Origin of the sequence: Rodentibacter caecimuris (genome assembly GCF_001019715.1) — a bacterium.
GTDB classification, from domain to species: Bacteria; Pseudomonadota; Gammaproteobacteria; order Enterobacterales; family Pasteurellaceae; genus Rodentibacter; species Rodentibacter caecimuris.
Window position 1 is genome coordinate 1,113,944 of sequence record NZ_BBXJ01000001.1, and the last position, 21,020, is coordinate 1,134,963.

Annotated in this window: 29 protein-coding genes; all 29 read left to right on the top strand. The window is 40.9% G+C overall.

The genetic code is table 11. The features are described 5' to 3' along the window. Window positions 1-16 precede the first annotated feature (16 nt). The 29 genes from PNEUHYL_RS13410 (at window position 17) to PNEUHYL_RS05545 (ending at window position 21,016) form a co-directional block, all read left to right on the top strand. Window positions 17-184, top strand: coding sequence for a hypothetical protein (locus tag PNEUHYL_RS13410; protein ID WP_157888085.1), 168 nt, complete (start codon window positions 17-19; stop codon window positions 182-184). Further along, entirely contained in the window at window positions 174-1,043 is an 870-nt protein-coding gene (locus tag PNEUHYL_RS05410) for a replication protein (RefSeq protein WP_239690345.1), read from the top strand. The genes PNEUHYL_RS13410 and PNEUHYL_RS05410 overlap by 11 nt, the downstream gene beginning before the upstream one ends. Further along, a complete protein-coding gene (locus PNEUHYL_RS05415) occupies window positions 1,043-2,503 on the top strand; it encodes a replicative DNA helicase (RefSeq protein WP_059366206.1) in 1,461 nt (486 codons plus the stop codon). The genes PNEUHYL_RS05410 and PNEUHYL_RS05415 overlap by 1 nt, the downstream gene beginning before the upstream one ends. Then, window positions 2,503-2,718, top strand: a complete 216-nt coding sequence (locus PNEUHYL_RS05420; RefSeq protein WP_059366207.1) for a hypothetical protein — start codon at window positions 2,503-2,505, stop codon at window positions 2,716-2,718. Before PNEUHYL_RS05415 ends, PNEUHYL_RS05420 begins: the two co-directional genes overlap by 1 nt. Window positions 2,719-2,725: 7 nt before the next feature. Then, on the top strand, window positions 2,726-3,163 hold the full coding sequence (locus PNEUHYL_RS05425; RefSeq protein WP_174435486.1) for a DUF1367 family protein: 438 nt from the start codon (window positions 2,726-2,728) through the stop codon (window positions 3,161-3,163). Window positions 3,164-3,172: 9 nt separating this feature from the next. Next, window positions 3,173-3,730 carry a recombination protein NinG gene (locus tag PNEUHYL_RS05430; protein ID WP_059366208.1) on the top strand — a complete coding sequence of 186 codons (558 nt, stop codon included), beginning with the start codon at window positions 3,173-3,175 and terminating at the stop codon, window positions 3,728-3,730. Continuing rightward, window positions 3,723-4,229, top strand: a complete 507-nt coding sequence (locus PNEUHYL_RS05435) for an antiterminator Q family protein (protein WP_059366209.1) — start codon at window positions 3,723-3,725, stop codon at window positions 4,227-4,229. Before PNEUHYL_RS05430 ends, PNEUHYL_RS05435 begins: the two co-directional genes overlap by 8 nt. Before the next feature lie 168 nt (window positions 4,230-4,397). Next, window positions 4,398-4,922 carry a hypothetical protein gene (locus PNEUHYL_RS05440; protein ID WP_059366210.1) on the top strand — a complete coding sequence of 175 codons (525 nt, stop codon included), beginning with the start codon at window positions 4,398-4,400 and terminating at the stop codon, window positions 4,920-4,922. Between the two features lie 176 nt (window positions 4,923-5,098). After that, window positions 5,099-5,422 (top strand): phage holin family protein, encoded by a 324-nt coding sequence (locus tag PNEUHYL_RS05445; protein WP_059366211.1) that lies wholly within the window; start codon window positions 5,099-5,101, stop codon window positions 5,420-5,422. Next, the gene (locus tag PNEUHYL_RS05450) at window positions 5,412-5,855 is read left to right on the top strand and encodes a lysozyme (protein ID WP_059366212.1); all 444 of its coding nucleotides are present in this window, start codon (window positions 5,412-5,414) and stop codon (window positions 5,853-5,855) included. Before PNEUHYL_RS05445 ends, PNEUHYL_RS05450 begins: the two co-directional genes overlap by 11 nt. Further along, complete coding sequence (locus PNEUHYL_RS05455; protein ID WP_239690346.1) at window positions 5,855-6,241, top strand: hypothetical protein; 387 nt, start codon at window positions 5,855-5,857, stop codon at window positions 6,239-6,241. The genes PNEUHYL_RS05450 and PNEUHYL_RS05455 overlap by 1 nt, the downstream gene beginning before the upstream one ends. Beyond that, entirely contained in the window at window positions 6,198-6,458 is a 261-nt protein-coding gene (lysC, locus tag PNEUHYL_RS13965) for an Rz1-like lysis system protein LysC (protein WP_419177291.1), read from the top strand. Before PNEUHYL_RS05455 ends, lysC begins: the two co-directional genes overlap by 44 nt. A gap of 41 nt (window positions 6,459-6,499) precedes the next feature. Continuing rightward, window positions 6,500-7,045, top strand: a complete 546-nt coding sequence (locus PNEUHYL_RS05465; protein WP_059366215.1) for a hypothetical protein — start codon at window positions 6,500-6,502, stop codon at window positions 7,043-7,045. Further along, window positions 6,978-8,432 (top strand): phage terminase large subunit, encoded by a 1,455-nt coding sequence (gene terL, locus PNEUHYL_RS05470; protein ID WP_239690348.1) that lies wholly within the window; start codon window positions 6,978-6,980, stop codon window positions 8,430-8,432. Before PNEUHYL_RS05465 ends, terL begins: the two co-directional genes overlap by 68 nt. Window positions 8,433-8,434: 2 nt before the next feature. After that, window positions 8,435-9,730 carry an anti-CBASS protein Acb1 family protein gene (locus tag PNEUHYL_RS05475; protein WP_059366216.1) on the top strand — a complete coding sequence of 432 codons (1,296 nt, stop codon included), beginning with the start codon at window positions 8,435-8,437 and terminating at the stop codon, window positions 9,728-9,730. Continuing rightward, entirely contained in the window at window positions 9,660-11,048 is a 1,389-nt protein-coding gene (locus PNEUHYL_RS13415) for a phage minor head protein (protein ID WP_059366217.1), read from the top strand. The genes PNEUHYL_RS05475 and PNEUHYL_RS13415 overlap by 71 nt, the downstream gene beginning before the upstream one ends. Next, window positions 11,049-11,306, top strand: coding sequence for a hypothetical protein (locus PNEUHYL_RS05485; RefSeq protein WP_059366218.1), 258 nt, complete (start codon window positions 11,049-11,051; stop codon window positions 11,304-11,306). It begins immediately after the preceding gene. Between the two features lie 98 nt (window positions 11,307-11,404). Further along, window positions 11,405-12,502, top strand: coding sequence for a DUF2213 domain-containing protein (locus PNEUHYL_RS05490; RefSeq protein ID WP_059366219.1), 1,098 nt, complete (start codon window positions 11,405-11,407; stop codon window positions 12,500-12,502). Further along, window positions 12,502-12,951, top strand: coding sequence for a structural cement protein Gp24 (locus tag PNEUHYL_RS05495; RefSeq protein WP_059366220.1), 450 nt, complete (start codon window positions 12,502-12,504; stop codon window positions 12,949-12,951). Before PNEUHYL_RS05490 ends, PNEUHYL_RS05495 begins: the two co-directional genes overlap by 1 nt. A gap of 26 nt (window positions 12,952-12,977) precedes the next feature. Next, a complete protein-coding gene (locus PNEUHYL_RS05500; RefSeq protein WP_059366221.1) occupies window positions 12,978-13,883 on the top strand; it encodes a major capsid family protein in 906 nt (301 codons plus the stop codon). Between the two features lie 9 nt (window positions 13,884-13,892). Continuing rightward, on the top strand, window positions 13,893-14,255 hold the full coding sequence (locus PNEUHYL_RS05505; protein ID WP_059366222.1) for a DUF4054 domain-containing protein: 363 nt from the start codon (window positions 13,893-13,895) through the stop codon (window positions 14,253-14,255). Continuing rightward, window positions 14,256-14,768 carry a hypothetical protein gene (locus PNEUHYL_RS05510; RefSeq protein ID WP_059366223.1) on the top strand — a complete coding sequence of 171 codons (513 nt, stop codon included), beginning with the start codon at window positions 14,256-14,258 and terminating at the stop codon, window positions 14,766-14,768. It begins immediately after the preceding gene. Continuing rightward, window positions 14,765-15,136 carry a hypothetical protein gene (locus PNEUHYL_RS05515; protein WP_059366224.1) on the top strand — a complete coding sequence of 124 codons (372 nt, stop codon included), beginning with the start codon at window positions 14,765-14,767 and terminating at the stop codon, window positions 15,134-15,136. Before PNEUHYL_RS05510 ends, PNEUHYL_RS05515 begins: the two co-directional genes overlap by 4 nt. Continuing rightward, the gene (locus tag PNEUHYL_RS05520) at window positions 15,060-15,563 is read left to right on the top strand and encodes a phage neck terminator protein (protein ID WP_239690349.1); all 504 of its coding nucleotides are present in this window, start codon (window positions 15,060-15,062) and stop codon (window positions 15,561-15,563) included. Before PNEUHYL_RS05515 ends, PNEUHYL_RS05520 begins: the two co-directional genes overlap by 77 nt. Before the next feature lie 5 nt (window positions 15,564-15,568). Beyond that, complete coding sequence (locus tag PNEUHYL_RS05525; protein ID WP_059366225.1) at window positions 15,569-17,077, top strand: DUF3383 domain-containing protein; 1,509 nt, start codon at window positions 15,569-15,571, stop codon at window positions 17,075-17,077. A 48-nt stretch (window positions 17,078-17,125) separates the two neighbouring features. After that, window positions 17,126-17,557 carry a phage structural protein gene (locus PNEUHYL_RS05530; protein WP_059366226.1) on the top strand — a complete coding sequence of 144 codons (432 nt, stop codon included), beginning with the start codon at window positions 17,126-17,128 and terminating at the stop codon, window positions 17,555-17,557. After that, a complete protein-coding gene (locus PNEUHYL_RS05535) occupies window positions 17,557-17,964 on the top strand; it encodes a phage tail assembly chaperone (RefSeq protein ID WP_059366227.1) in 408 nt (135 codons plus the stop codon). The genes PNEUHYL_RS05530 and PNEUHYL_RS05535 overlap by 1 nt, the downstream gene beginning before the upstream one ends. 156 nt (window positions 17,965-18,120) lie before the next feature. After that, window positions 18,121-20,235 carry a phage tail tape measure protein gene (locus tag PNEUHYL_RS05540; protein ID WP_059366228.1) on the top strand — a complete coding sequence of 705 codons (2,115 nt, stop codon included), beginning with the start codon at window positions 18,121-18,123 and terminating at the stop codon, window positions 20,233-20,235. A gap of 1 nt (window position 20,236) precedes the next feature. Further along, complete coding sequence (locus PNEUHYL_RS05545; RefSeq protein WP_059366229.1) at window positions 20,237-21,016, top strand: phage baseplate protein; 780 nt, start codon at window positions 20,237-20,239, stop codon at window positions 21,014-21,016. The last annotated feature ends 4 nt before the right edge of the window (window positions 21,017-21,020 follow it).

Here is a 21,020-nt window from a genome sequence, read left to right on the forward strand (position 1 = left end):
TATAAGGAGATTTCCTATGTGTAGAAATAAATCCAAATTCAGGAATGATTATACGCATTATTCTCCTTTTTGGCAAGCCTTGGAATATCGAAAACGATTAAAACAGTTAATTGAGCAGGGGATTTCAATTGATGAACTTGATAAACAATCCAAAAGGCTTTTTAAGGAGTTGAATGATGAGTAACGTTGTGAGAATTGAAGAGCTACGTTTACAACAAGTAGCAAAACAAAAAACAGAACAGCAAGGTGCAAAGAAAGTGAGTGTTGATGATGGATTCACGGCAATTCCGAATGAGCTTTTAAAAGCTATCTTACGCTCAAAAGTGTTGGGTTGGAAAGGCTCTTACTTATTAGCCACTATTCTTAAAACACTCTCTTGGCACAAAGAAAGTGATTGGTTTACACATTCACAAGTCTGCGAAATGATGAATATTGAACCGACAAAATACCATATCAATCAACTTTCGGCAGCAAGAAAAGAATTGATTAAAGAGCGGGTTTTATTTGAGTCTGGCAAGAAAACTGGTGTAAATCTAGATGTTTTTAAGTGGGAAATGGTTAATCCCGAAAAAGTAGGGAGTTCCCGAAATAATAGGGATTTAATTCCCGAAAAAGTAGGGAATGGGTATCCCGAAAAAGTAGGGAACACAAAAGAAACTATTACAAAAGAAAAAATAAATACCCCCATTATCCCCCAAGGGGAGAATTTGCCTGACGGCAAATCCTTGGCGAAAAGCCCACGTCGTGTTGGAGAAAAAATTAATTTTGACCAAATCGCAGAATGTTGGAACAGCGAAAACGAAAATCGTGGTGGACAATTGCCATTCGTGGAAAAAATCAACGACAAGCGAAAGCGGGCAATCAAAAAATTTCTTGGTGAATTGAAAGCGCCAACGGCGGAATGTGCGGCGAATTATTTCCGTGCGTTTTTCGAGGCAATGAAACCGCATCATTGGGGCGAAAACGATCGGGGTTGGCGGGCAAATTTTGATTTTGCCATCCGTGCCGATATTGTGCTACGGGTTCGGGAGGAGGCGCTGTAATGACGACAGGAACCGTGAAAATCATCCCACACGATGTAACAGCCGAGCAGATGGTTCTCGGGGCATTAATGCTTGCGGGTGTGAATGAACGAACCAATCCGATTTTTGGCATGCTCAAGCCGGAGAGTTTTTACACTTACGCCCATCAGCGAATTTTTGCAGAGATGAGAGCCTTGGCGCAAGCGAACAAGCCGATTGATTTACTCACACTTGAGCATAGTTTGAAATCGAAAGGTATCAGTGAAGACGTGGGCGGCTTCGCTTATCTTGCCGAAATATCCAACAATACGGCAAGCGCCGGAAATGTGAAAGCGTACGCTGAAATCGTACGTTCTGAGGCGGTGAAACGTTTTACCTTGTCGAAACTGCAAGATTGTGAGGCATTAATTTTTGAACAAAACGGTGCGCCGGTTGAAGCACGTTTGGAGACGATTAGCCGTTTAATGTCTGAAATTGCGGATTATTCAAGAGAGGGCAAAGTTCAAGGGCTACGTCGTGGTCGTGATGTCGGAAATGACTGGTTGAACGACTATCAAACACGCTTGCTTAATCCTGAATCGGTGCGTGGATTAAGTTCCGGGCTTTCGGATTTAGATCGCTTACTTGGCTCAAAAGGGTTAGTTAGACAATCCCTTGCTGTTGTGGGCGCACGCCCTAAGTGCGGTAAAACGGCGTTTTATTCGTTGATGGCGGAAAACTGCATTTTGAATGAGAAGAAACCCGTTTTGTTATTCAGCCTTGAAATGTCCGGTAAAGCCATTTTTGAACGGATGATCAGTAAACGTGCGGACGTGAATAGTCATGCGTTTTATGAATCACAGCAGAATGAGGAGGCGTTTAACGAGAAATATCATCTTTACCCTGAAACGTTTAACAATAAGGTGGCAAGTGCTGTAGGCGATTTAGTCAATGGTGATTTACTTTATATCGATGACACACCGGGAGTATCAATGGCGCACATCCGCAATGAATGTCGCCGCATTAAGCGTGAACGGGGAGAAATTGGTTTGATTGGCGTCGATTACCTCACCTTGATGAAAGCAGAGAAAGCCGAGCGAAACGATTTAGCCTATGGGCAAATTACCAAAGAATTAAAAAATCTTGCACGCGAAATGGATTGTGTGGTTTTACTCCTTACACAATTAAACCGCAACCTTGAGAGTCGTGCGGATAAGCGCCCTCTGCCGAGTGATAGTCGTGATACAGGGCAAATTGAGCAAGAGTGTGATTATTGGTTCGGTTTATATAAAGAATCGGTTTACAACGAAAATGCCGATCCGTATTTGACGGAGGTGATGGTGAGATTAAATCGCCACGGTGGAACGGGTAAGGTTTATGTCGATCAGAAATTTGGTGCGATGTTTGAATGTGATCAATTAGAGGCTGAACGACGAGCAGAAATGGGTAAGCCGGATAAAAAACAACCACGTTATAAAAAAACGGAAAAGGATGAATTTTGATGAGTAAATACCTATGTCCTAAATGCGGTGGTGAGATTGAGGATTGCAGTGTCGGTGATGAATTGGGGTGGTTTGAAGATGAACCCTTTCGCTGTGCCGGCCATTACACGGGACGATTCCCGAATGTCAGTCGGGATTGTAGTTTAAACCGCACGAAGTCTTGCGGTTGGTTTAAGTTGGAAGAATTGAAAAAGTGCGGTGGGTATTGTGGCTAAATTTCAGATGACGAAGTTACCGGGGGGAACTTTTGTGCCGGCAAATGAAACGGAAGCCGAAGCCTTGCAGAAGTTCCGCAACGGCGAGCAATACGAAATTGAAATTAAGCAAGTTCGTAATCCGGCATTTCATCGTAAGGTTTTCGCCTTTTTTAATTTCTGTTTTGAGCATTGGTCGGTTGATAAAACCGAGTGGCAGTATTTTGACGAACGCAAGCAATTTGACACGTTCCGTAAGCATTTAACTGTGTTAGCCGGATTTTATGAAACCACTTACAACATCAAAGGTGATGTACGGATTGAGGCACAATCTTTGAGCTACGGCAACATGGAACAAGACGAATTTGAAAAGTGTTACTCCGCATTAATCAATGCAGCACTCAAAAATATTTTCGGTAATACAACCGATGAAAATGTGATTAATCAGTTATATGCATTTTTTTAGCGAGGAAAAATGAGAATTAAACTACTCAAACCGAAGAAATGCAAAGTGTGCAGTAAAGAATTTACTCCGTTTAACTCAATGCAAAAGGCTTGTTCTCCAAAATGCGCAATAGAGCTCGTTCGAAATAACTCACAGAAAGCCCGAGAGAAAGCGGAGATGCAAAGGCTAAGGGAACGTAAGGTTAAATTAAAAAGTCGCTCAGAATGGCTGAAAGAGGCGCAATCGGTATTTAATAAATTCATTCGTCTGAGGGATAAAGACGAGCCTTGTATCAGTTGTGGTCGCTATCATCAAGGGCAATGGCACGCAGGGCATTATCGGAGTGTAGGGGCTTGTCCTGAATTACGGTTTTGTGAACTCAATGTACATAAGCAGTGTGCGCCTTGTAATGACCATAAAAGCGGAAATGTAATTGAATATCGAATCAACCTTGTGAAGAAAATCGGTGCAGATAAAGTGGAATGGCTAGAACGCCAAGACCACGATCCGAAAAAGTACACGATCGAAGATTGCAAAGAAATTATTCAGTATTACAAAGAACAAATTAAAGGGATGACTGATGCGTAAATTTAGCGATTTAACTTTAACAAGTGAGCAAGAACGATTTGTTGATGAATGGATGTACAAATGGGGAGCTTGGGTGCGTTCCGGTAGGCTTAATAAGGCTCAAGTGAATATTATCGCTAGATTAATGCAATCGGTAATTCCGGCTGAGCCCAGTGAGCCAATTTGTAATGATGATGAAGGAGTTATGATTAGTCAGGTTGTGGAACAATTCTTTGTAAAAAATGACCGAATTTTACATTTTATTTTGTTTGCTTACTACGTAAATAAACGTACTGTAAATTTTATTGCCAATAAACTACGTGAAAATTGCGGAGAGATTCAAATGCAGCCTTGTGCAGGTAAACCAAATATTCGAGTGCCTAGCGCGCTTACTATGCGTAGAAAAATTGAAAAAGAATTGATGTTTGCAAAATCAATAATTCACGAATTGCTTGTAACTGGTTTTGTATTGTTGCGAACTGGTCGAGAAAATGCAAAAAATATTAAAATCACTTATTGACTATCTTGATAACTTGATATACTATTTCAGTATATGGTGGTCGTTGTGTAACTGATGTTCACCGAATGAATTTAGTAGCCCTGATTGGTTTAACCCGTCAGGGCTTTTTATTTGAGATGAATTAATCTATAACCGTTTATTATTCGTCCATTTAGATAAGGACAAATTATGTCATTTGAGAAACGAAAAAAGCTCGCTGATTTAAAAGCGGATAGCAATGCATTATTTGAACATCGTTTAGCTGTTTTGCTTGAGAAGAAAAAGCAAGTTGTTTCTTCAATACGTGACGAAGCGATTTACTTTCTTAATGAGCAAGGATTTTCTATCAATAAATCTGTCTTAGTGAATTCTCCACTACAAGTAGAGGCTGATTACAAAGGCTCAATGAAAATTAAGATTGTGCTTTCAGATCCTGCTGATAGCTTTATGGGAGCTGATATTATTCTTGATGTTGATTATTTAAAGCAAAAATTTGAGTTTACTGTCGATTTATTTAGACAATCATTTGATACCATTTGGGAAGATGATTTAGACAAAGCAATTTTAGACTATATCAGCCAAAATGAGAAAATTTCTGAACTCAATGCGGCAGATATTAACGGGAATTATAAAATCACTTTAATTAAATCACAAAATCAAAAAACGGAATTTGAAAATATTTCCGATGTATTGAAATTCGTTTTAGAAATGTAAAGAAGGAAAGACGGGGCTAGTGCTAGACGCTATCGGTGGAGAGGGTTAGAAAGTGTACATATCTAATTTTTCAGTGCTTCCGTGAGCTTAAGGCTCGACCGAATTAAAAATTAATTGATGAGATAACTTACAAGCTCAGTTTGATAACTGGGCTTTTTTATATAACAGGTTTTATTATGCCGACTAAAGATCCAAATAGCTGGGAATCTTTTTTACGCTGGCTCCCTTTGGTGATTATTGGGTTATTTGCCGGCGTAGCGAAATATGCAAGTGATATTCAAGCCGGAAAGCTCCACTTTAGCGTGGGGCTTTTTTTATGCCAAGTGGTTGTATCTATGTTTGCCGGTTGGATTGGTGGATTGTTATGTTTATATTCCGGTTTAGGGCTTGAGCTTACCTGTGTTGGTGCTGGACTTGCTGGTTACGGTGGGGGCGCAGTGCTTAATGCAATTTGGCGCGGTTTCTTCGTGTCTAAACTGGGGATTAAAGATGAAAATTAGTGAAAAAGGAATTGAATTTATTCGTCAGGCAGAGGGTGAGAAATTAACTGCATATCCTGACATTGTTGGGGTTTGGACGATTGGTGTCGGGCATACCGGATTTGTGGATGGAAAATCGGTCTCACGTGGAATGACAATTACGAAAGAAAAATCCAAAGAGATTTTGATTGCGGATTTAAAGCGTTTTGAACGTGCGGTCATTTCTGCCGTTAAAGTTTCCCTCACTCAAAATCAGTTTGATGCACTTGTTAGCCTTGCATTTAATATTGGCGAAGGTGCTTTTACCCGTTCAACGCTGGTGAAAAAACTCAATGCCGGCGATTATAAAGGCGCAGCGGAACAATTCCTTGTTTGGAAAAATGCCGGTGGGCGAGTGTCACAAGGTTTACTCAATCGGCGTAAACGCGAGAAAGCGATGTTTGAGGTGTCTTGATGTGGTGGATGTTTATTATTAAAAAACTCAGTGCAAATCTATTGGCTTACGGTTTCAAGCACCTGAATAAGATTGCGGTATTTTTTGTCGCCATCTTTGTTATGGCGTTACTTTATATACAACACGCAAATAAATTAAATATCGAGCGTCAATCTGCGGTGATTAATTCGTTGCACGAGAAAGTGATTCAGCGGGACAAGATTATTGACGAATTACATGAAGATGTTGGCGAGCAACGCAAAATAGCTGAAAAGCGTTTAGAGCAAGAACAAACGATTCGGGAACAAAGTTATGCGCAAATTCAATCTATTAAAAAAATGCTGGAAAGTAATCAATGTAGCGATGTTACTTTGCCTGCCGGTGTTGTTAACGAATTGCGCAAGTAAGCCTGAAATTGAGTATCGTACGATTGCTTTTTCACCACCGGTGAGTTTGCTCGCACCTTGTATGCAGCCAACATTTCACGGTTCAACTTTTGGGGAAACGGTGGAGTATGCCTTGTTGCTTAAACAAGAGTTAAAGTTATGCGGCAATAAGGTTGAAGGGATTCGGGAATATGTAGAGGCAAGAAAAAGTGCGGTGGAAAATGGGAAAGAAAAATAACTACCCAAATTTTTTAGGGGGATTTGTTTTAAGGATTTTCTATGCTGGACGTGAAAGGAAAATCCACGTCTAAAGGGCGTGGGCAGCCTACAAAATATAAACCGGAGTATGTAATCCAAGTTGAAAAACTGTGTTTACTTGGGGCAACAGATAGAGATATAGCAGATTTTTTTGAAGTTGCTGAATCTACCATCAATAACTGGAAAATTGAATATCCTGAATTCTTGGAGTCCATAAAAAAAGGGAAGTTATTAGCAGATGCAAATGTAGCAAATAGTCTCTATAAAAGAGCATTAGGCTATGAAGCTCCTGATATTGATATTCGGGTGATTGAAAATAAAATTGTCGAAACGCCGTTAATTAAGCATTATCCACCCGATCCAACATCAGCTATTTTTTGGCTCAAAAACAGACAGCCTGATAAATGGCGGGATAAGCAAATACAAGAAGTCTCTGGTGTAGATGGCAGTGCGGTACAAATCGAAGTAAAAAAGGAAATCGATCTTTCGGTATATTCTGATGATGAACTTAGACTTCTTAGAAAGCTTAAACATAAACAATCTGAATTTGGAGTTAGCGAGGCGTAATCTATTTGATTTTACCCTTGAGACGAAACCCGACTTTGTGACGGGGTGGTTTAATGAAATCGTAGCCAAAGAGTTACAGCAATTCTATGAAGATGTAAAAGCGGGTAAGCAGCCTCGATTAATGATATTTGCTCCGCCCCGTAGCGGAAAAAGTGAATTATTTAGTCGCCGTTTCCCTGCATGGGTATTTGGTAAAGATCCTGATTTACAGATTATTGCTTGTTCCTATTCTGCCGATCTTGCAAGCCGAATGAATCGTGATGTGCAGCGAATAATGGATGATGAAAGTTATCACGGTATTTTTCCTAATTCATCATTAAATGAAAAGCGTATTGCAACTGTATCCGGTCAGCCTTTACGCAATAGCGAGATTTTTGAAATAGCAGGACACCGTGGTGCATATCGTTCTGCCGGTGTGGGTGGAGGTATCACAGGTATGGGGGCTGATATAGCAATTATTGACGACCCTGTAAAAGATGCCAAAGAAGCCAATTCTCAAACCGTGCGTGATAGCGTGTGGGATTGGTACACTACGACACTTTATACCCGTTTGTCGCCCAATAGTGGCGTTCTGCTGGGAATGACAAGATGGCACGAAGACGATCTAGCCGGACGGCTTATTGAAGAAATGAAAAAAGACGGCGATCAGTGGCGAATTGTTTCTTTTCCCGCAATTGCCGAACAAGATGAAGAATTTCGCAAAGAGGGGGAGCCGTTACATCCTGAACGATTTAATTTAGAACGTTTGATCAAGATAAAAAAAGCGGTGGGTTCTCATACTTGGAACGCCTTGTATCAACAACGCCCTACAAGTAAAGGTGGAGGCATAATCAAAGGGGCTTGGTTCCCTCGTTATCAAGTACCGCCGATTATTAAAATTAAAGGTATTTACGCTGATACGGCTCAAAAAGCAAAAGAACACAACGACTACTCCGTATTTCTCGTTGCCGGCAAGGGGGCTGATGGAAAAGTTTATATTCTTGATCTGATTCGAGGTAAGTGGGAGGCCCCCGAACTTGAGCAAAAACTCAAGGATGTTTGGAATCATCAAAAATCAATTCGAAATACTGGTTATCTCTCTCGTGTAAACATTGAGGATAAAGCAAGCGGTACATCGTTGATTCAACGTATTCAGCGTGAAGCAAGAATACCAATTAAGGCTATTCAGGTTGATGCCGATAAATATACTCGAGTGCTTGGTGTTCAAGGGTATATCGAAAGCGGTTATGTGTGTTTACCTGAAAATGCTTACTGGGTAAAAGACTTCGTTGCAGAATGTGAAGCATTTACCGCAACAGATAGTCACGCCCACGACGATCAGGTTGATAGCCTAGTAATGGCTATTGCTGATTTGCTTGGAAAACCAAAATCCCTACTGGATTGCTAATTATGAAAATTAATGACAATTTACAATCTTTTGCTTTAAAACTCGGTGTAAAACAGGAAAAAACCACCTATGTTAGAAGCTCTACACTTACCGAAGATAGAGAACAGCTTAATGCACTATGGGCTGAAAATTGGGTTGCCCGTAAAATTTGCATAAAACGCCCACAAGACATGGTTCGCCGTTGGCGTGATGTGTACTCAAACGATTTAGAGGCAGAGCAACTTGAAGCCTTCGAAAAGTTAGAACGGAAACTAAAATTGCGTGAAATCCTCGGTGAAGCGTTATCGTGGTCAAGCTTATATGGCTCTGTGGCAATTTTAATCGTTACCGATACGCTAAATTTGAATGTTCCACTACAACCAACAGAGCAAATTAAGCGGTTAGTTATTCTGCCCAAATGGAAAATATCGCCTTACGGGGAGAAAGATGAAGATGTACTCTCGCCTAATTTTTCAGGTTATTCTTACTATCAAATTAATGGTGCATTAAGTGTACATTACTCAAGATTAGTTATTTTAAATGCGGCCAAATCCCCCTTATCTGATGAAGATATTTGGGGGATTTCTGATTTAGAAGCCGTAATTGAAGTGTTAAAACGATTTGATGGTGCAAGTAAAAATATCGGCGATTTAATATACGAGAGCAAAATTGATATTTTCAAGATAGCGGGGCTTTCCGACAAAATTAGTGCTGGTATGGAAGCTGATGTAGCGAAAGCAATTAGTGCTGTTCAAGATATTAAATCTGCGACAAATAGCCTACTTCTTGACCCTGAAAATGAATACGAACAAAAAGAGCTTAGCTTTGGCGGATTGAAAGATCTGTTGGTTGAATTTCGTAATGCCGTAGCCGGTGCTGCGGATATGCCGGTTACGATTTTATTCGGGCAAAGTGCGGCTGGATTCGCAAGTGGTCAAGAAGACATTGATAACTATCACGAAAGTGTACACCGATTGCAAGAAGAGCGATTACGACCCGTGTTAGAACGTATAGATCCTTTGTTGTGCAATATGGCATTCGGAAACTATCCGCAAGATTGGTGGTTTGAATTTGTACCGCTGAAAGAACTCACTCAAGAACAACAAATCAATATGTTGAATACCTTTGCAAGTGCGAGCAATGTCTTTATTCAAAATGGGATATTAACCGAAAATCAGATAGCAAACGAACTTAAGGAAAGTGGCTTGTTTGCTAATATTTCTGCCGAAGATATTGAGGATATGAATAATGTTGATGAATTTGCCGGAGATTTTGAAAAATCAGAAGAGATGGAAGGCACGGAAATTCAAGCCGGTTAAGAGCAGTAAGCGGACAGAAATTTGGTATCATCAACAGCTTAAGGTATTCGTCAAAAATATGACGAGCAACATTGAAAGGGCTTTGCAACGACCGCAAAGTCCTTTTTTTATGGATAGTGCTGATGGGTTCCAGGCGATCAGTAAACAGGCTTTATTGGATTACCTGAAAAAATACCAAGAAAAAGACCGCACTTCTGAGGCTGAATACATCGCTCAAGGGTTTGTAAGCCGTGGAAATATCCAAAACCAAAGGGAAGTATCAACAAATCTTAAAAATCAAACAGGCGTTGATTTAGCAGCGTATTTAAACAATAGCCCGAATATCAAAGAGAAGTTGGAGATGACGCAATTATGGAACGTTTCTCTTATTTCTAATTTGCAGGCAGATTCAGATTATTTAAACAAAATCAACAATGCGGTGACCCAGTCTGTTTTATCCGGTGGGGATATTAAGGATTTAGCCGCTCAAATTAAGGAAATCGCAAAAGTATCTGAAAAGCGTGCTGCATTAATTGCACGAGATCAGACATCAAAATTTAATGCTGCATTGACACAGGCTCGCCACGAAGATTTGGGTGTTAAAAAGTATATGTGGAGCACTGCGGGTGATGAGCGTGTGCGAGATAATCATGCTGAAAAAGATGGGCAGATTTTTGAATATGCTAATCCACCTGAAGATACCGGACATCCAGGGCATGATATAAACTGCCGATGTGTTCAGATTGCCGTGTTTGATGAGGTGCACGAAAAGCAAATCAATGAGCAGTTGGAGAAGCAAGATGCCGGTAAGGCGATTGCAATAGAGGCGTTTGATTTTCAGGCTAAGGAAATTGCTAAAGACGATGTTGCATTATCATTTGTAAAGAACCGTAACTTATCTAAACCTGAAGCGGTGATATTGCGAGAATATACAGGACATTCCGCACAACAAATTAACGCTGACTTGCGCAGTAACAAACCTAGCTTAAAAACATTATCATTTGCCAGGATCTTAAACCGTGCATTAAATAAATTACCGTCTTATAAAGGTAAGGTATGGCGTGATGTTGATTTGCCAGAGAAAGTGTTGGCACTATACTCTGTTGGTGAAATTGTTACTGAAAAAGGATTTGTAAGCTCAAGTCGTGATGAATTTGAGCGGTTTGATTCTGCACGTCCTCATAGACTTCTTATTCATAGTAAGAACGGTAAGATTATTGAGAAAATAAGTATTCTCCCGTTAGAGTATGAGGTATTATTTAGATCAGGAACAAAATTTAAAGTGCTTAAACGAACCCAAAAAAAAGAGTATCTGCTCATTGAGTTACAGGAGCTTTAAATGCGCAAAGAATATACTGACCCTGATATTTATAAAAGAAACCTCGATCGCCACATGAATAGTGAAAATATTAAGCGATCTGAATACTTAATGATGTGGATGTATCAATTGCTTACTGCAGAAACAAAATTTGGTACACGAGAGGCCGTGCTTTATCGGGTTCAAAAGCGTTTTACTGGCGATGTAAGCTTTGATGAAGCTGTGGAAAAAATGGATAAATTAATCTCAGAGGCAGAAACAGAAGAATTAATGCAGTAAATTTATCCAATACGGTCGAATTGTCACAATACAGTTCGGTCTTTTTGTTGAATTTTTATAACCCGCTTGAATTGGCGGGTTTTTTATTGGAGAAAATAATGAAATTCACAGATAAAACAGAACAAGCCAAAACACAGCGAACCATCACAAAAGATGGTTTTTTAGTCGTGCCGGCAATAATTTCCAAGGTGGGAGTATTTGATTATTTGGCAACGGAGCTTGGCTTGAAAGAAGATGGCATTAAGAAAGTCGCTCGAACAGAAAAATCCTTGTTTAGCGATGAAACAATCAAAAGTTTCGAGAATGCCACTTTGACCATTGGTCACCCGAAAGAAGATGTGAATGCGAAAAACTGGAAACAGCTTTCTGTGGGCGTGGTTCGTAACGTAAAACGTGTTGGCGATGAGTTAACAGCGGAAGCATGGATTTATGATGAAAATGCCATTAAAACCGTGCAGGAGCAGGGGGTTGAACAATTATCTTGCGGGTACGATTGCGACATTAAACCGTCAACTGTGCAAGATGCAGATTTTGAGATGTCGCCGATGATCGGCAACCATGTAGCGATTGTGGCAAAGGGTCGCTGCGGTGGAGAAGTCAAACTTGCCGATGAGGATAAAACATTTATGAGTAAAACAGAAAAATTCATTGATGCATTTTTAGGTGCGTTCGGTATTAAGTTATCAGACGAACAGAAAAAGCAGATTGAAGAAGATGAAGAGCAAGGGAAAGAGGGTAAACCGGAAGAAGGTAAAAAGCCTGAAGATCCTAAAGCGAAACCGGAAGAAAAAAACGAAGAAGAGAAGGAGAAAAAAATGGCAGATGCCGACTTACAAAAACGCATTGATGAGCTGGAAGCGGAAAACAAGCAGCTAAAAGATGCCAAAGCAAACACGGAAAGCGAACAAAAACGTATTGAGCTTTTAACCGATGCGAAAGCAAGCTTTGCTGAAGTGAAATTTGCCGATTCCGCAACCGTGCGTGAAATTCAAGAAAGTGCTGTCATTTCTACAGGTATTTTTGCCAAAGATGAAGCAGCGAAATTATCCGATGCTGAAATGGCTGGAGCTTATCAAGCCGCCAAAGCAACGGCAAAAAAATTAGCCGAACGATCATTAGGCAGCGTGCTATTAAAAGATGGCAATGCGGTGGCAAAATCGTTTGATTTCAACACTTACAATGAAGGAGCAAAATAATGGCATTTGCACTTAATACGGCGGTTGCTACCGCAGGAAATATCGGAAAAGGCGGGTTAGCCAATTCTAAATCTATTGCTTATATGAATGACGGAGAAACACCGTTGCTTGCCGGGCGTTTTGTTGCGTTATCTGCAAATGGTGTCAAAGTATTAACAGCCAAAACAGATACTCTTGCTGGCGTTGTTGTTCGCAATGTGATTAAAGATGAAACACCAAAAGGTGAGCTTTGTGATGTCATGCATATTGGCACGGCGGACAGCATTTGGGTTGAAATTGCCAAAGGCGCAACTGTTGAGCGAGGGAATAAAGTCGTTGTGGTTGCGACAAAAAACGGAGAAAAAGAACCCGGTACGATTCAGGCGGAAGCCGATGAAGCAAACGGCATTACAACCGATTATACCGTGATTACGGTTGCCGACGGCATTGCTGAGATCACTCGTCTATAACATTATTAACAAGAGGTAAAAAATTTATGCCACATATTAACGTGCTACGCTCGGCATTAACCGAAGTGCAAAGCGGAATTAACCGTACTAAATATCCTGATATTGTGTTTCCAAAATTTGTTTTTATTAACTCAAGTGGTAGTGAACTTGCCGATGAAATTTTGAGTTTTAGCTCAGATGTTACTGGTGATTTAGATAGCGGCTTGATTTCTCTGAATACCAGCGTATTCGATCAAGTTGGCGTTACCTTCAATCATACCAAAGTGCCGTTGGTCACTTGGATGAAATTGGTTGAATGGCACCAATTTGAGTTGAAAAAAGCGGCAGCATTAGGGGTTTCCGTGAATACAGAAAAACTCTATGCCCTTAACCAAAACGCACATCAAACCTTGCAAAAAGTGGCGTTTTTAGGCCACGCAAGAGATACCCGATTACAAGGCTTACTAAATTCAGACAAGATTGAAGTTTACAAGCCGACAACCAAGGGCAAAGTAGGTGATTTAGATTATAAAAAAGCAGTCGATTTCTTTGAAGAAATTTTCTTGCGCTCGGTAGAGAAGACTTATCGTATTGCTGTGCCGGATACCTTTGCTATTGACAGCGCGGATAAAGCTCACCTTGCTTTATTAGAACGTCCAAATTCGGATAAATCGGCCCTTGAATGGTTGGAAGAAAAGTTACAAGGTGCGGCAGGTAAGCCAATCAAAATTGAAGCTTTACCGTCTAACTTTGGCAAAATTGCAAGTGAAGGCAAAACGCGTGCGATTGTTTATACCAATGATAAAAACTATGTCGAAATGAACGTACCGAAATCCCCGACAGTAATCGGTGCAGAAAAAAAAGATTTAGTGACTTATCAATCCGGTCTAACAATGGTATTTGGTGGAGTTAACTTTAAAGAACCTGATGCTGCTCTTTATATTGATTATTAGGAGTAAACAATGCCAACAGTAGAAGCTTATAATTTAACCCTGCGCTATCCCGAATTTGAAGAGATCGATCATAACCGAATCGATCTTTTTTTATTAGATGCAAAAATGGAAGTAAGTCAAGTGCGATGGGGGAAGCTCTATCAACGTGGCGTGTTGGCATTGGCAGCCCACTTATTACGTCTTTCTCTCTGGACTACAGAAATGGACGGCGGTGCGAACCGTAATATCGCAAGTGAAAACGCAGGTGAATTATCGGTGAGTTATGTCGCACCGGCACTAACAGGTACAGATGCGGATTATCAGCTCACGGCGTACGGGCAAGAATACTTGCGATTGCGCCGTTTGGTTGGTATTGGTGTGATGGTGGCTTAAATGGCAGTACAGATTATTGGTGGATTAAATCAAGCATTGCAGTTGATTGATCAACTAAAATCAGTGAAAGATAAAGCGATATATGTGGGAGTACCCGCGGAGAAAAATAGTCAAGTGGAAGGCGGTATTAACCTAGCTACATTGGCGATGATTTTACAACGTGGTGGCACTATTGTTCCAAAGCAAGCAAAAGCATTAGCTTTTGGAAAAGGTAAGAAAAGATTTTTTGCAAAATCGGTTTTTATTCCTGCGCGTCCCTTTATTGAGCAAACCATTAATGAAAACCGAGAAAAATACGTGGCGAAATTAGCGAAGTTCATTCAGCAGGGAAAAACACCGTTGCAAGCGATGAATTTGGTGGCATTAATGGCGGAAGGCGATATTAAAGAAGCAATGCGAGATAAAAAACTTTGGGCTCCAAATAGTGCTCTAACTGTAGCGATAAAAGGCTCAAGTACGCCGCTAATTGATAGTGGGAATTTACGTAAATCTATTACAGGACTTGTCAAATGAGCTTAATTAATCAATCAACACGATTTCAAAACAGCAAATTTCGTCAATCTGTTATTGTTAAACGCTTGCAAGGCGAACATTCGGCGGATGGATTTGGTGCGGAATATCACAATGAGAAAATGACAGCAATTGTCGTTCCTGCATCGCCCAATGATGTGTTGCTTTTGCAGGAAGGTGAGCGGTATATCCCATCAATCAAAATCTACACGATGAGCCAGCTACATATTGGCGATTTGGTGGAGTATCGCGGCGAGACTTACAAAATCAAAACCGCAGCTAACTGGGGAGATTATGGATACTACAACAATATCGGCGTTCGACACAGCGAAACTGCGAAAGTGGATTCAACAGGCTTTGAAGTTACCTAATGGCGCAGTCATTGGTGGGTGGCTGCCTGAAAATCATCTGCCAGCTTTCATTACGGTGGATTTATTGACGGTAAATGAAATAGGGCAGGCAACAAGAGATTTTGACGGAAAACGCGAACGTATTACACAATCAATGCAAAGTACGGTGAACATTTCTTGTTTTGGTAAAAATTCTGTTGCGCAATGTCACAAGGTCAAAGCCATCTTTCAGAGTTCTGCGTTTCTCTCGTTTCTTAAATCGCAACACTGGGGCGTGATTCGCTTTTCTGATGTGCGAAATCTTACCTCTACAGTGGGGGCGGATTATGAAGAGCGAGGGCAATTTGATGTCATTTTCAGCCATCATCACATTGTTGATACACCGCTCGATCCTATTCTACGCGTGGAACAACGCACAAACAACTTAACCCAACAAATAGGAGAATAAGCCTTATGGCATTATCAATTTCTCAAATTGTGAACGTGCAGCTTAATACTGTGCCGAAATCGGCTGCGCGTAAATCATTTGGCATTGTGGCGCTGTTTACACCAGAAAGTGGTCAGGTGTTTACAGATGCTACTACTCGATATGTCTATGTAAATAATCAAAAAGATGTAGAGCAATTATTCGGTACAAACTCAGAAACGGCAAAAGCTGCTCAGCCGTTTTTTGCTCAAAGCCCACGTGCGAAACAATTAATCATTGCGCGTTGGCAGAAAAATTCTGTGACTATTCCATCAACCTCTAATGCATTACGCGGCGCAACGCTCTCCGATGATTTGGAAACGTTCAGAGCTGTTGTAAATGGTCGTTTTTCGGTAACGGTTGGCTCTGAAATTAAAAAAGTGGGAGGCTTAAATTTCTCTCGTTTAGCTGATTTCAATGCGATCGCTGAGCAAATTCAGCAAAAATTGACTGAGCTTTCTGTTAATGTGAGCGTAACTTATGATTCAGTCGGGAATCGCTTTATCATTGAATCTACTGCTGATGGTGAAAGCAAAGACACGGAAATTTTTTACGCAATCAATGAGCCGGGCGAGGGTGAATATATTGGTGGATTATTGAAGTTGGAAGACGGTCAAGCTGAGTGTGTAATTGGTAAAAACCAAGTTTCGATCATAGCTGAAAAACTCGAAGAAGCCTTGTTTAATGTGGCTGAAGTTGAGAATGGCTGGTATGGCTTTACTTTTGCGGCGCAGTTAACCGATGCACAGGTGGAAGCAGCAGCCAAATATGCTCAAACGAACACTAAAATGTTTGGCGCGAATGTCATTCGCGAAAGCCAGTTAGAGTGGTCATCGGATAACGTTTACAAGAAATTGTATGATGCAGGTTTAGATCATACGTTGGCAATGTTTGATAAAAACGACTTTTACCCGGCATCCTCCGCGTTGGCTCGATTGTTATCAACCAACTTCGCAGCAAATAATTCAACGATAACGCTTAAATTTAAGCAACAACCGACTATTACAGCAGATGAAATCACTGCAACCGAATTTGCGAAAGCAAAACGCCTTGGCATAAACGTTTACACTTATTTTGATGACGTGGCGATGATTGCTGAAGGTTCTGTGATTGGTGGTAAATTTGCTGATGAGATTGTGATTCTAGATTGGTTCACTGATGCTGTTCAAAAAGAAGTGTTCGCACGTTTATATAAGTCGCCAACTAAAATCCCACTCACTGATAAAGGGCAGGCAATTTTAATTTCAGCGGTGGAAAAAGTCTGTCTGGAAGGTATCAACAATGGCGCATTTGCTCCAGGTGTGTGGAATGGTGACGGTTTTGGCAATTTAAGCACAGGCGACTATCTTGAAAAAGGCTATTATGTTTGGGCTGCACCGATGGATACGCTATCCGATAGTGACCGTGAACAGCGTCGAGCAACACCAATTCAAACTGCGGTGAAATTAGCCGGAGCAATCCATTCAAGTGATGTAATCGTGAATTACAATCGATAACTAACCAAAAGCCAAGTATAACCTTGGCTTATTTTTTAAGGGAAAACTATGGCAATTTTCGATCCAAAACAAGTGGTCGTTTTATTGGACGGCAAAGAGATTGATGACTGGGCGGATGGTTCAGATGTAATCAGTGCATTGAATCAAGTTGATGCGGGCCAGTTGATTATTGGTGCTGATGGTTCAGGCGTTTTTATCGCAAACCCTGATAAATCCGGCAAGTTGACATTAAAAATCAAGCAGCACTCACCGGATAACGCCTATCTGAATAAGCTGTTTAATCAACAAAAGAACAGTATTAAAACCTTTATGCCGTTTACTTTAGCGATTCGCGATCTTATCAATGATGATGTAGTGACTGCAACAAAAGGTTACTTCACTACGCCAACGCCATACACGCGTGGTAATGGTTACAATGCACAAACATGGACGATTGTGTTTGAGCAAATGACAATTAACCTTGAACAAGGGGTGCAATAATGGATCAATCAAAACAAATCACTATTGAGAACGTTACCTACACAATGACACCGGCTAATGCGATGGCTGCGTGGACTGCCTTGAAAAATGCGATGAAGCTGTTGCAGTCGGTTGATTTATCTTCTTTAGGGGATGGTAAAAAACTCGGTGCAAATGTGCTAACTACCGTACTGGCTAATCTTGGTGATCCAAGTGTGAAAGCGTTAGAAGATATTGTGTTAAAACACACATCTTGTGAACAAGACGGCAAACAATATCGCCTATCCGAACGATTTGATAGTCACTTTAATCAATATCGTGGCCATTTAATTCCGGTATTGAAAGAGGGGTTAATGTATCAATTCGCTGATTTTTTTATCGGTGGGGGGGGATTGCTGAACGGTATGGCGAACAATCTCAAGATGTAGAAGTAAATCAATCTGAAAGTAAGGTTGACTGGTTCGTATTTACGCCAATTGTTAAAAATTTCTGTTCACTTAATGAGTTAAGGTCGGTTTATTCAATAGCCGACCTTTTATCTTTCCATGAAGTAATCGTTGAAATGAATCAAATGGAGCAACGCAATGCTACTCGATGAATTATTGATTAAGATCGGAATTGATGCCGACAGCCAAGCGATACAACAGTTTGAGAAATTTCTTAAATCGATTGGTGACGGAACAGAAGAAGCGGCAGAAAGTTTGGGTGAGTTCGCACGAGCCATTGAAGATGCGGTAAATGAAGCAACTGAACAGGTTAAAGATATGCCGGAGTTTTCCGGATATATTGAATCGCTCGAAAAGTTGCTGGTCGAAACCGAAAATCTCTCACAAGATGAAGCATTAGACGCTTGGATAAATAAACTCATTGAAGGTGACGAATTGCTGTCTGCTTTTGGTGAAGGGTTTATTGAAAATAGCGAAGAGCTTGAGCAAGAGTTAAAAAAAACCGGTATTGGCGCAGAACACGTTGGCGTTGTTATCGGTAAGCTCAAATCTGCAATTGAGCAGAAGAAAAAAGCAGTCGAGCAAGACACAAAAGCAGTCGGTGAAAATACAGAAGCTGAAAAGGAAAATGCTGAAAGTGCGGACGATTTAGCCAATAAAATGATTAGCCTATGGGCGACAAAATACGGTGCTGATGGACTAATCGAAAAGTTTGAATTGCTTGGATTTAGCATTAGTAAAACTACGCTCAAAGTTGCGGCCTTTGGTGCGGCTTTTTATGCTGCGACTATAGGTGTAAAAAACTTTGTTGATGCGAATCTTAATGCGCTTGATGAAATCAAACAACTTACCGCCGTAACAAATGAATCTGCCAATCAGATTTATCTTCTTGGAAAAGTAGCAGAGGTAAACGGCTCATCCGCTCAAGCTGCACAATCGTCAATTGAGGGATTATCCCGGGTGATTGGTGAAGCGGCTGCTGGTATTGGTCGAGGGGCTAAATCCTTTGAGCAATACGGATTAAGTGCGAAAAAAGCCAACGGCGATGTGAAAACCTCAAGCGAAATGCTGGGTGAAATTTCTGACAAAATGCAGAAGATGAGTGAGCAAGAGCAAATTGCGATGCTTGCCAAGCTCGGCATTGATGGCTCAATGATCCAAACCTTGCGTCTTGGTAATGATGAATTACGGGAGCAAATCGAACTCGCAAATGCGCTGACACTTGGTGTAGGTAATGCTGAAAATGCGGAAACTGCTGCAGCATTTAAAGATGCATTAACTCAAGTTTCGCAAGTCCTAACCGCTATCGGTGAATATCTTGCGCTCAGAATCGCCCCTTCTATTCAACGGCTCGCTGAGCGGTTTACAAAATGGTTTACCGAAAATAACGAGTTTGTAAAAACGGTATTAAATGGTTTTGGCAAAGTACTTTCATTTTTGTTTGAGCTTGCCGCCGCTATTGACAACGTAGTTGAGCATACTATCGGCTGGAAAACAACGATTTATATTGTAGGGGTGGCGTTGTTATGGCTTAGTCGCAAAATGTTGCTTGCGTTTGCAACTAACCCAATCGGTTTAGTGATTGCAGCAATTGCTGCTTTATTCCTACTTGTTGATGACTTCATCACTTATCTTGAGGGTGGGGAGACCGCACTTGGAGACTTTTGGAAACCATTTAAGACTGCGCTTTTATGGGTCAAAACCACATGGCAAAACTTTGTTGATAATTTCAGTGTAGATCCGATTGGTGCAACATTATCGCTTGTTACTGATTTAATCAAACTACCGTTTGAGCTTGGTTTTGCACTTGTTATTGGGCTGTGGAATCTTTTTACCGGAGAACAACTTGATTTAGATGTTATTGAAAAAGGTTTTAATAAAGTCACAGACTGGATTAAAGATCCGTTCAGGAAGGCGTTTGATTGGGTGAAAGGTTACTATGACCAATATATTGCCCCGATTGTTGATACAGTGAAAGGTTGGTTTGGTAGTGATGAATCTGCGCCAACGGGAACGGTGAGTCAAAACACGCAAGCTTATGATGCAATGATGTTTGATCCATCTTATGCAGCAGCGCCACAAGTTGCGGCCGCGGGTGTGAGCAGACAAACATCGAATGCTGATAACAGTGTGAAGAACAGTAATAACAAAATCACCATTACGCAAAACATTCAAGGTGCTGAAAATCCTAAGATGATTGCCGATCAAGTGGTGAGAGCGGTTAATAATCAATTGTCACCTATTGTGGGGTAGTATGCTTAATTTTGCTCAAGTATCCAATCGTCGAATTGGCAAGATTACGTTTGATGTTGTTTCGAGTGAAGATCATCAGTCGAATTTATCCATTACTGAAAATCCTATTGAATCTGGTGCGGCAATCGCAGATCACGCAGTTATTCAACCTAAACAGGTGACGATTAACGGCATTATGGTTGATCACGATCATAACGGATTTGGTGCGGATATTCCATATCTTGGCAATATTCGTGGAGGTGTTGATTTTTTAAATCGTTTGCCGCTACCGATTAATGTTGTAACAAAAACCGCTCAAACCTTAGCTAAAGCGGGGCGTGTACTTAGTCAAAGTGCAAGCATTATTAAAACTGCTAGCGATGCAATTAATGGGGTGCGAAAAATCGCCCCATTTTTACCGGATTTCTCACTGGGGGGATTGCTGGATAGTTCGCTTGGTGGCGATGGTAGGGTGCAACAGTGTTATGCGGACTTGCTCGCTAGTCAAAAGTCCGGAGAAACAATTGATATTCAGACCGGCATACATCTTTACAAAGACATGCTCATACAGTCTATTGCGGTCAATCAATCACAAGACGGCAGTGCCACTTTCACGATTACCGCGCGAGAGATTTTTATTGTCGAAACCCAAACCACAAGCAGCGGTACATCCGCCGCAGGCAAAGATAAAAGTGGACGCGCGGCGACACAATCGGCAACCAAAACCCAACAAGGCACGACACAACCCGTGGAAAAATCACCGAAAAAAACATCCGCACTTTTTAACATTTTCAAAGGATAGTTAA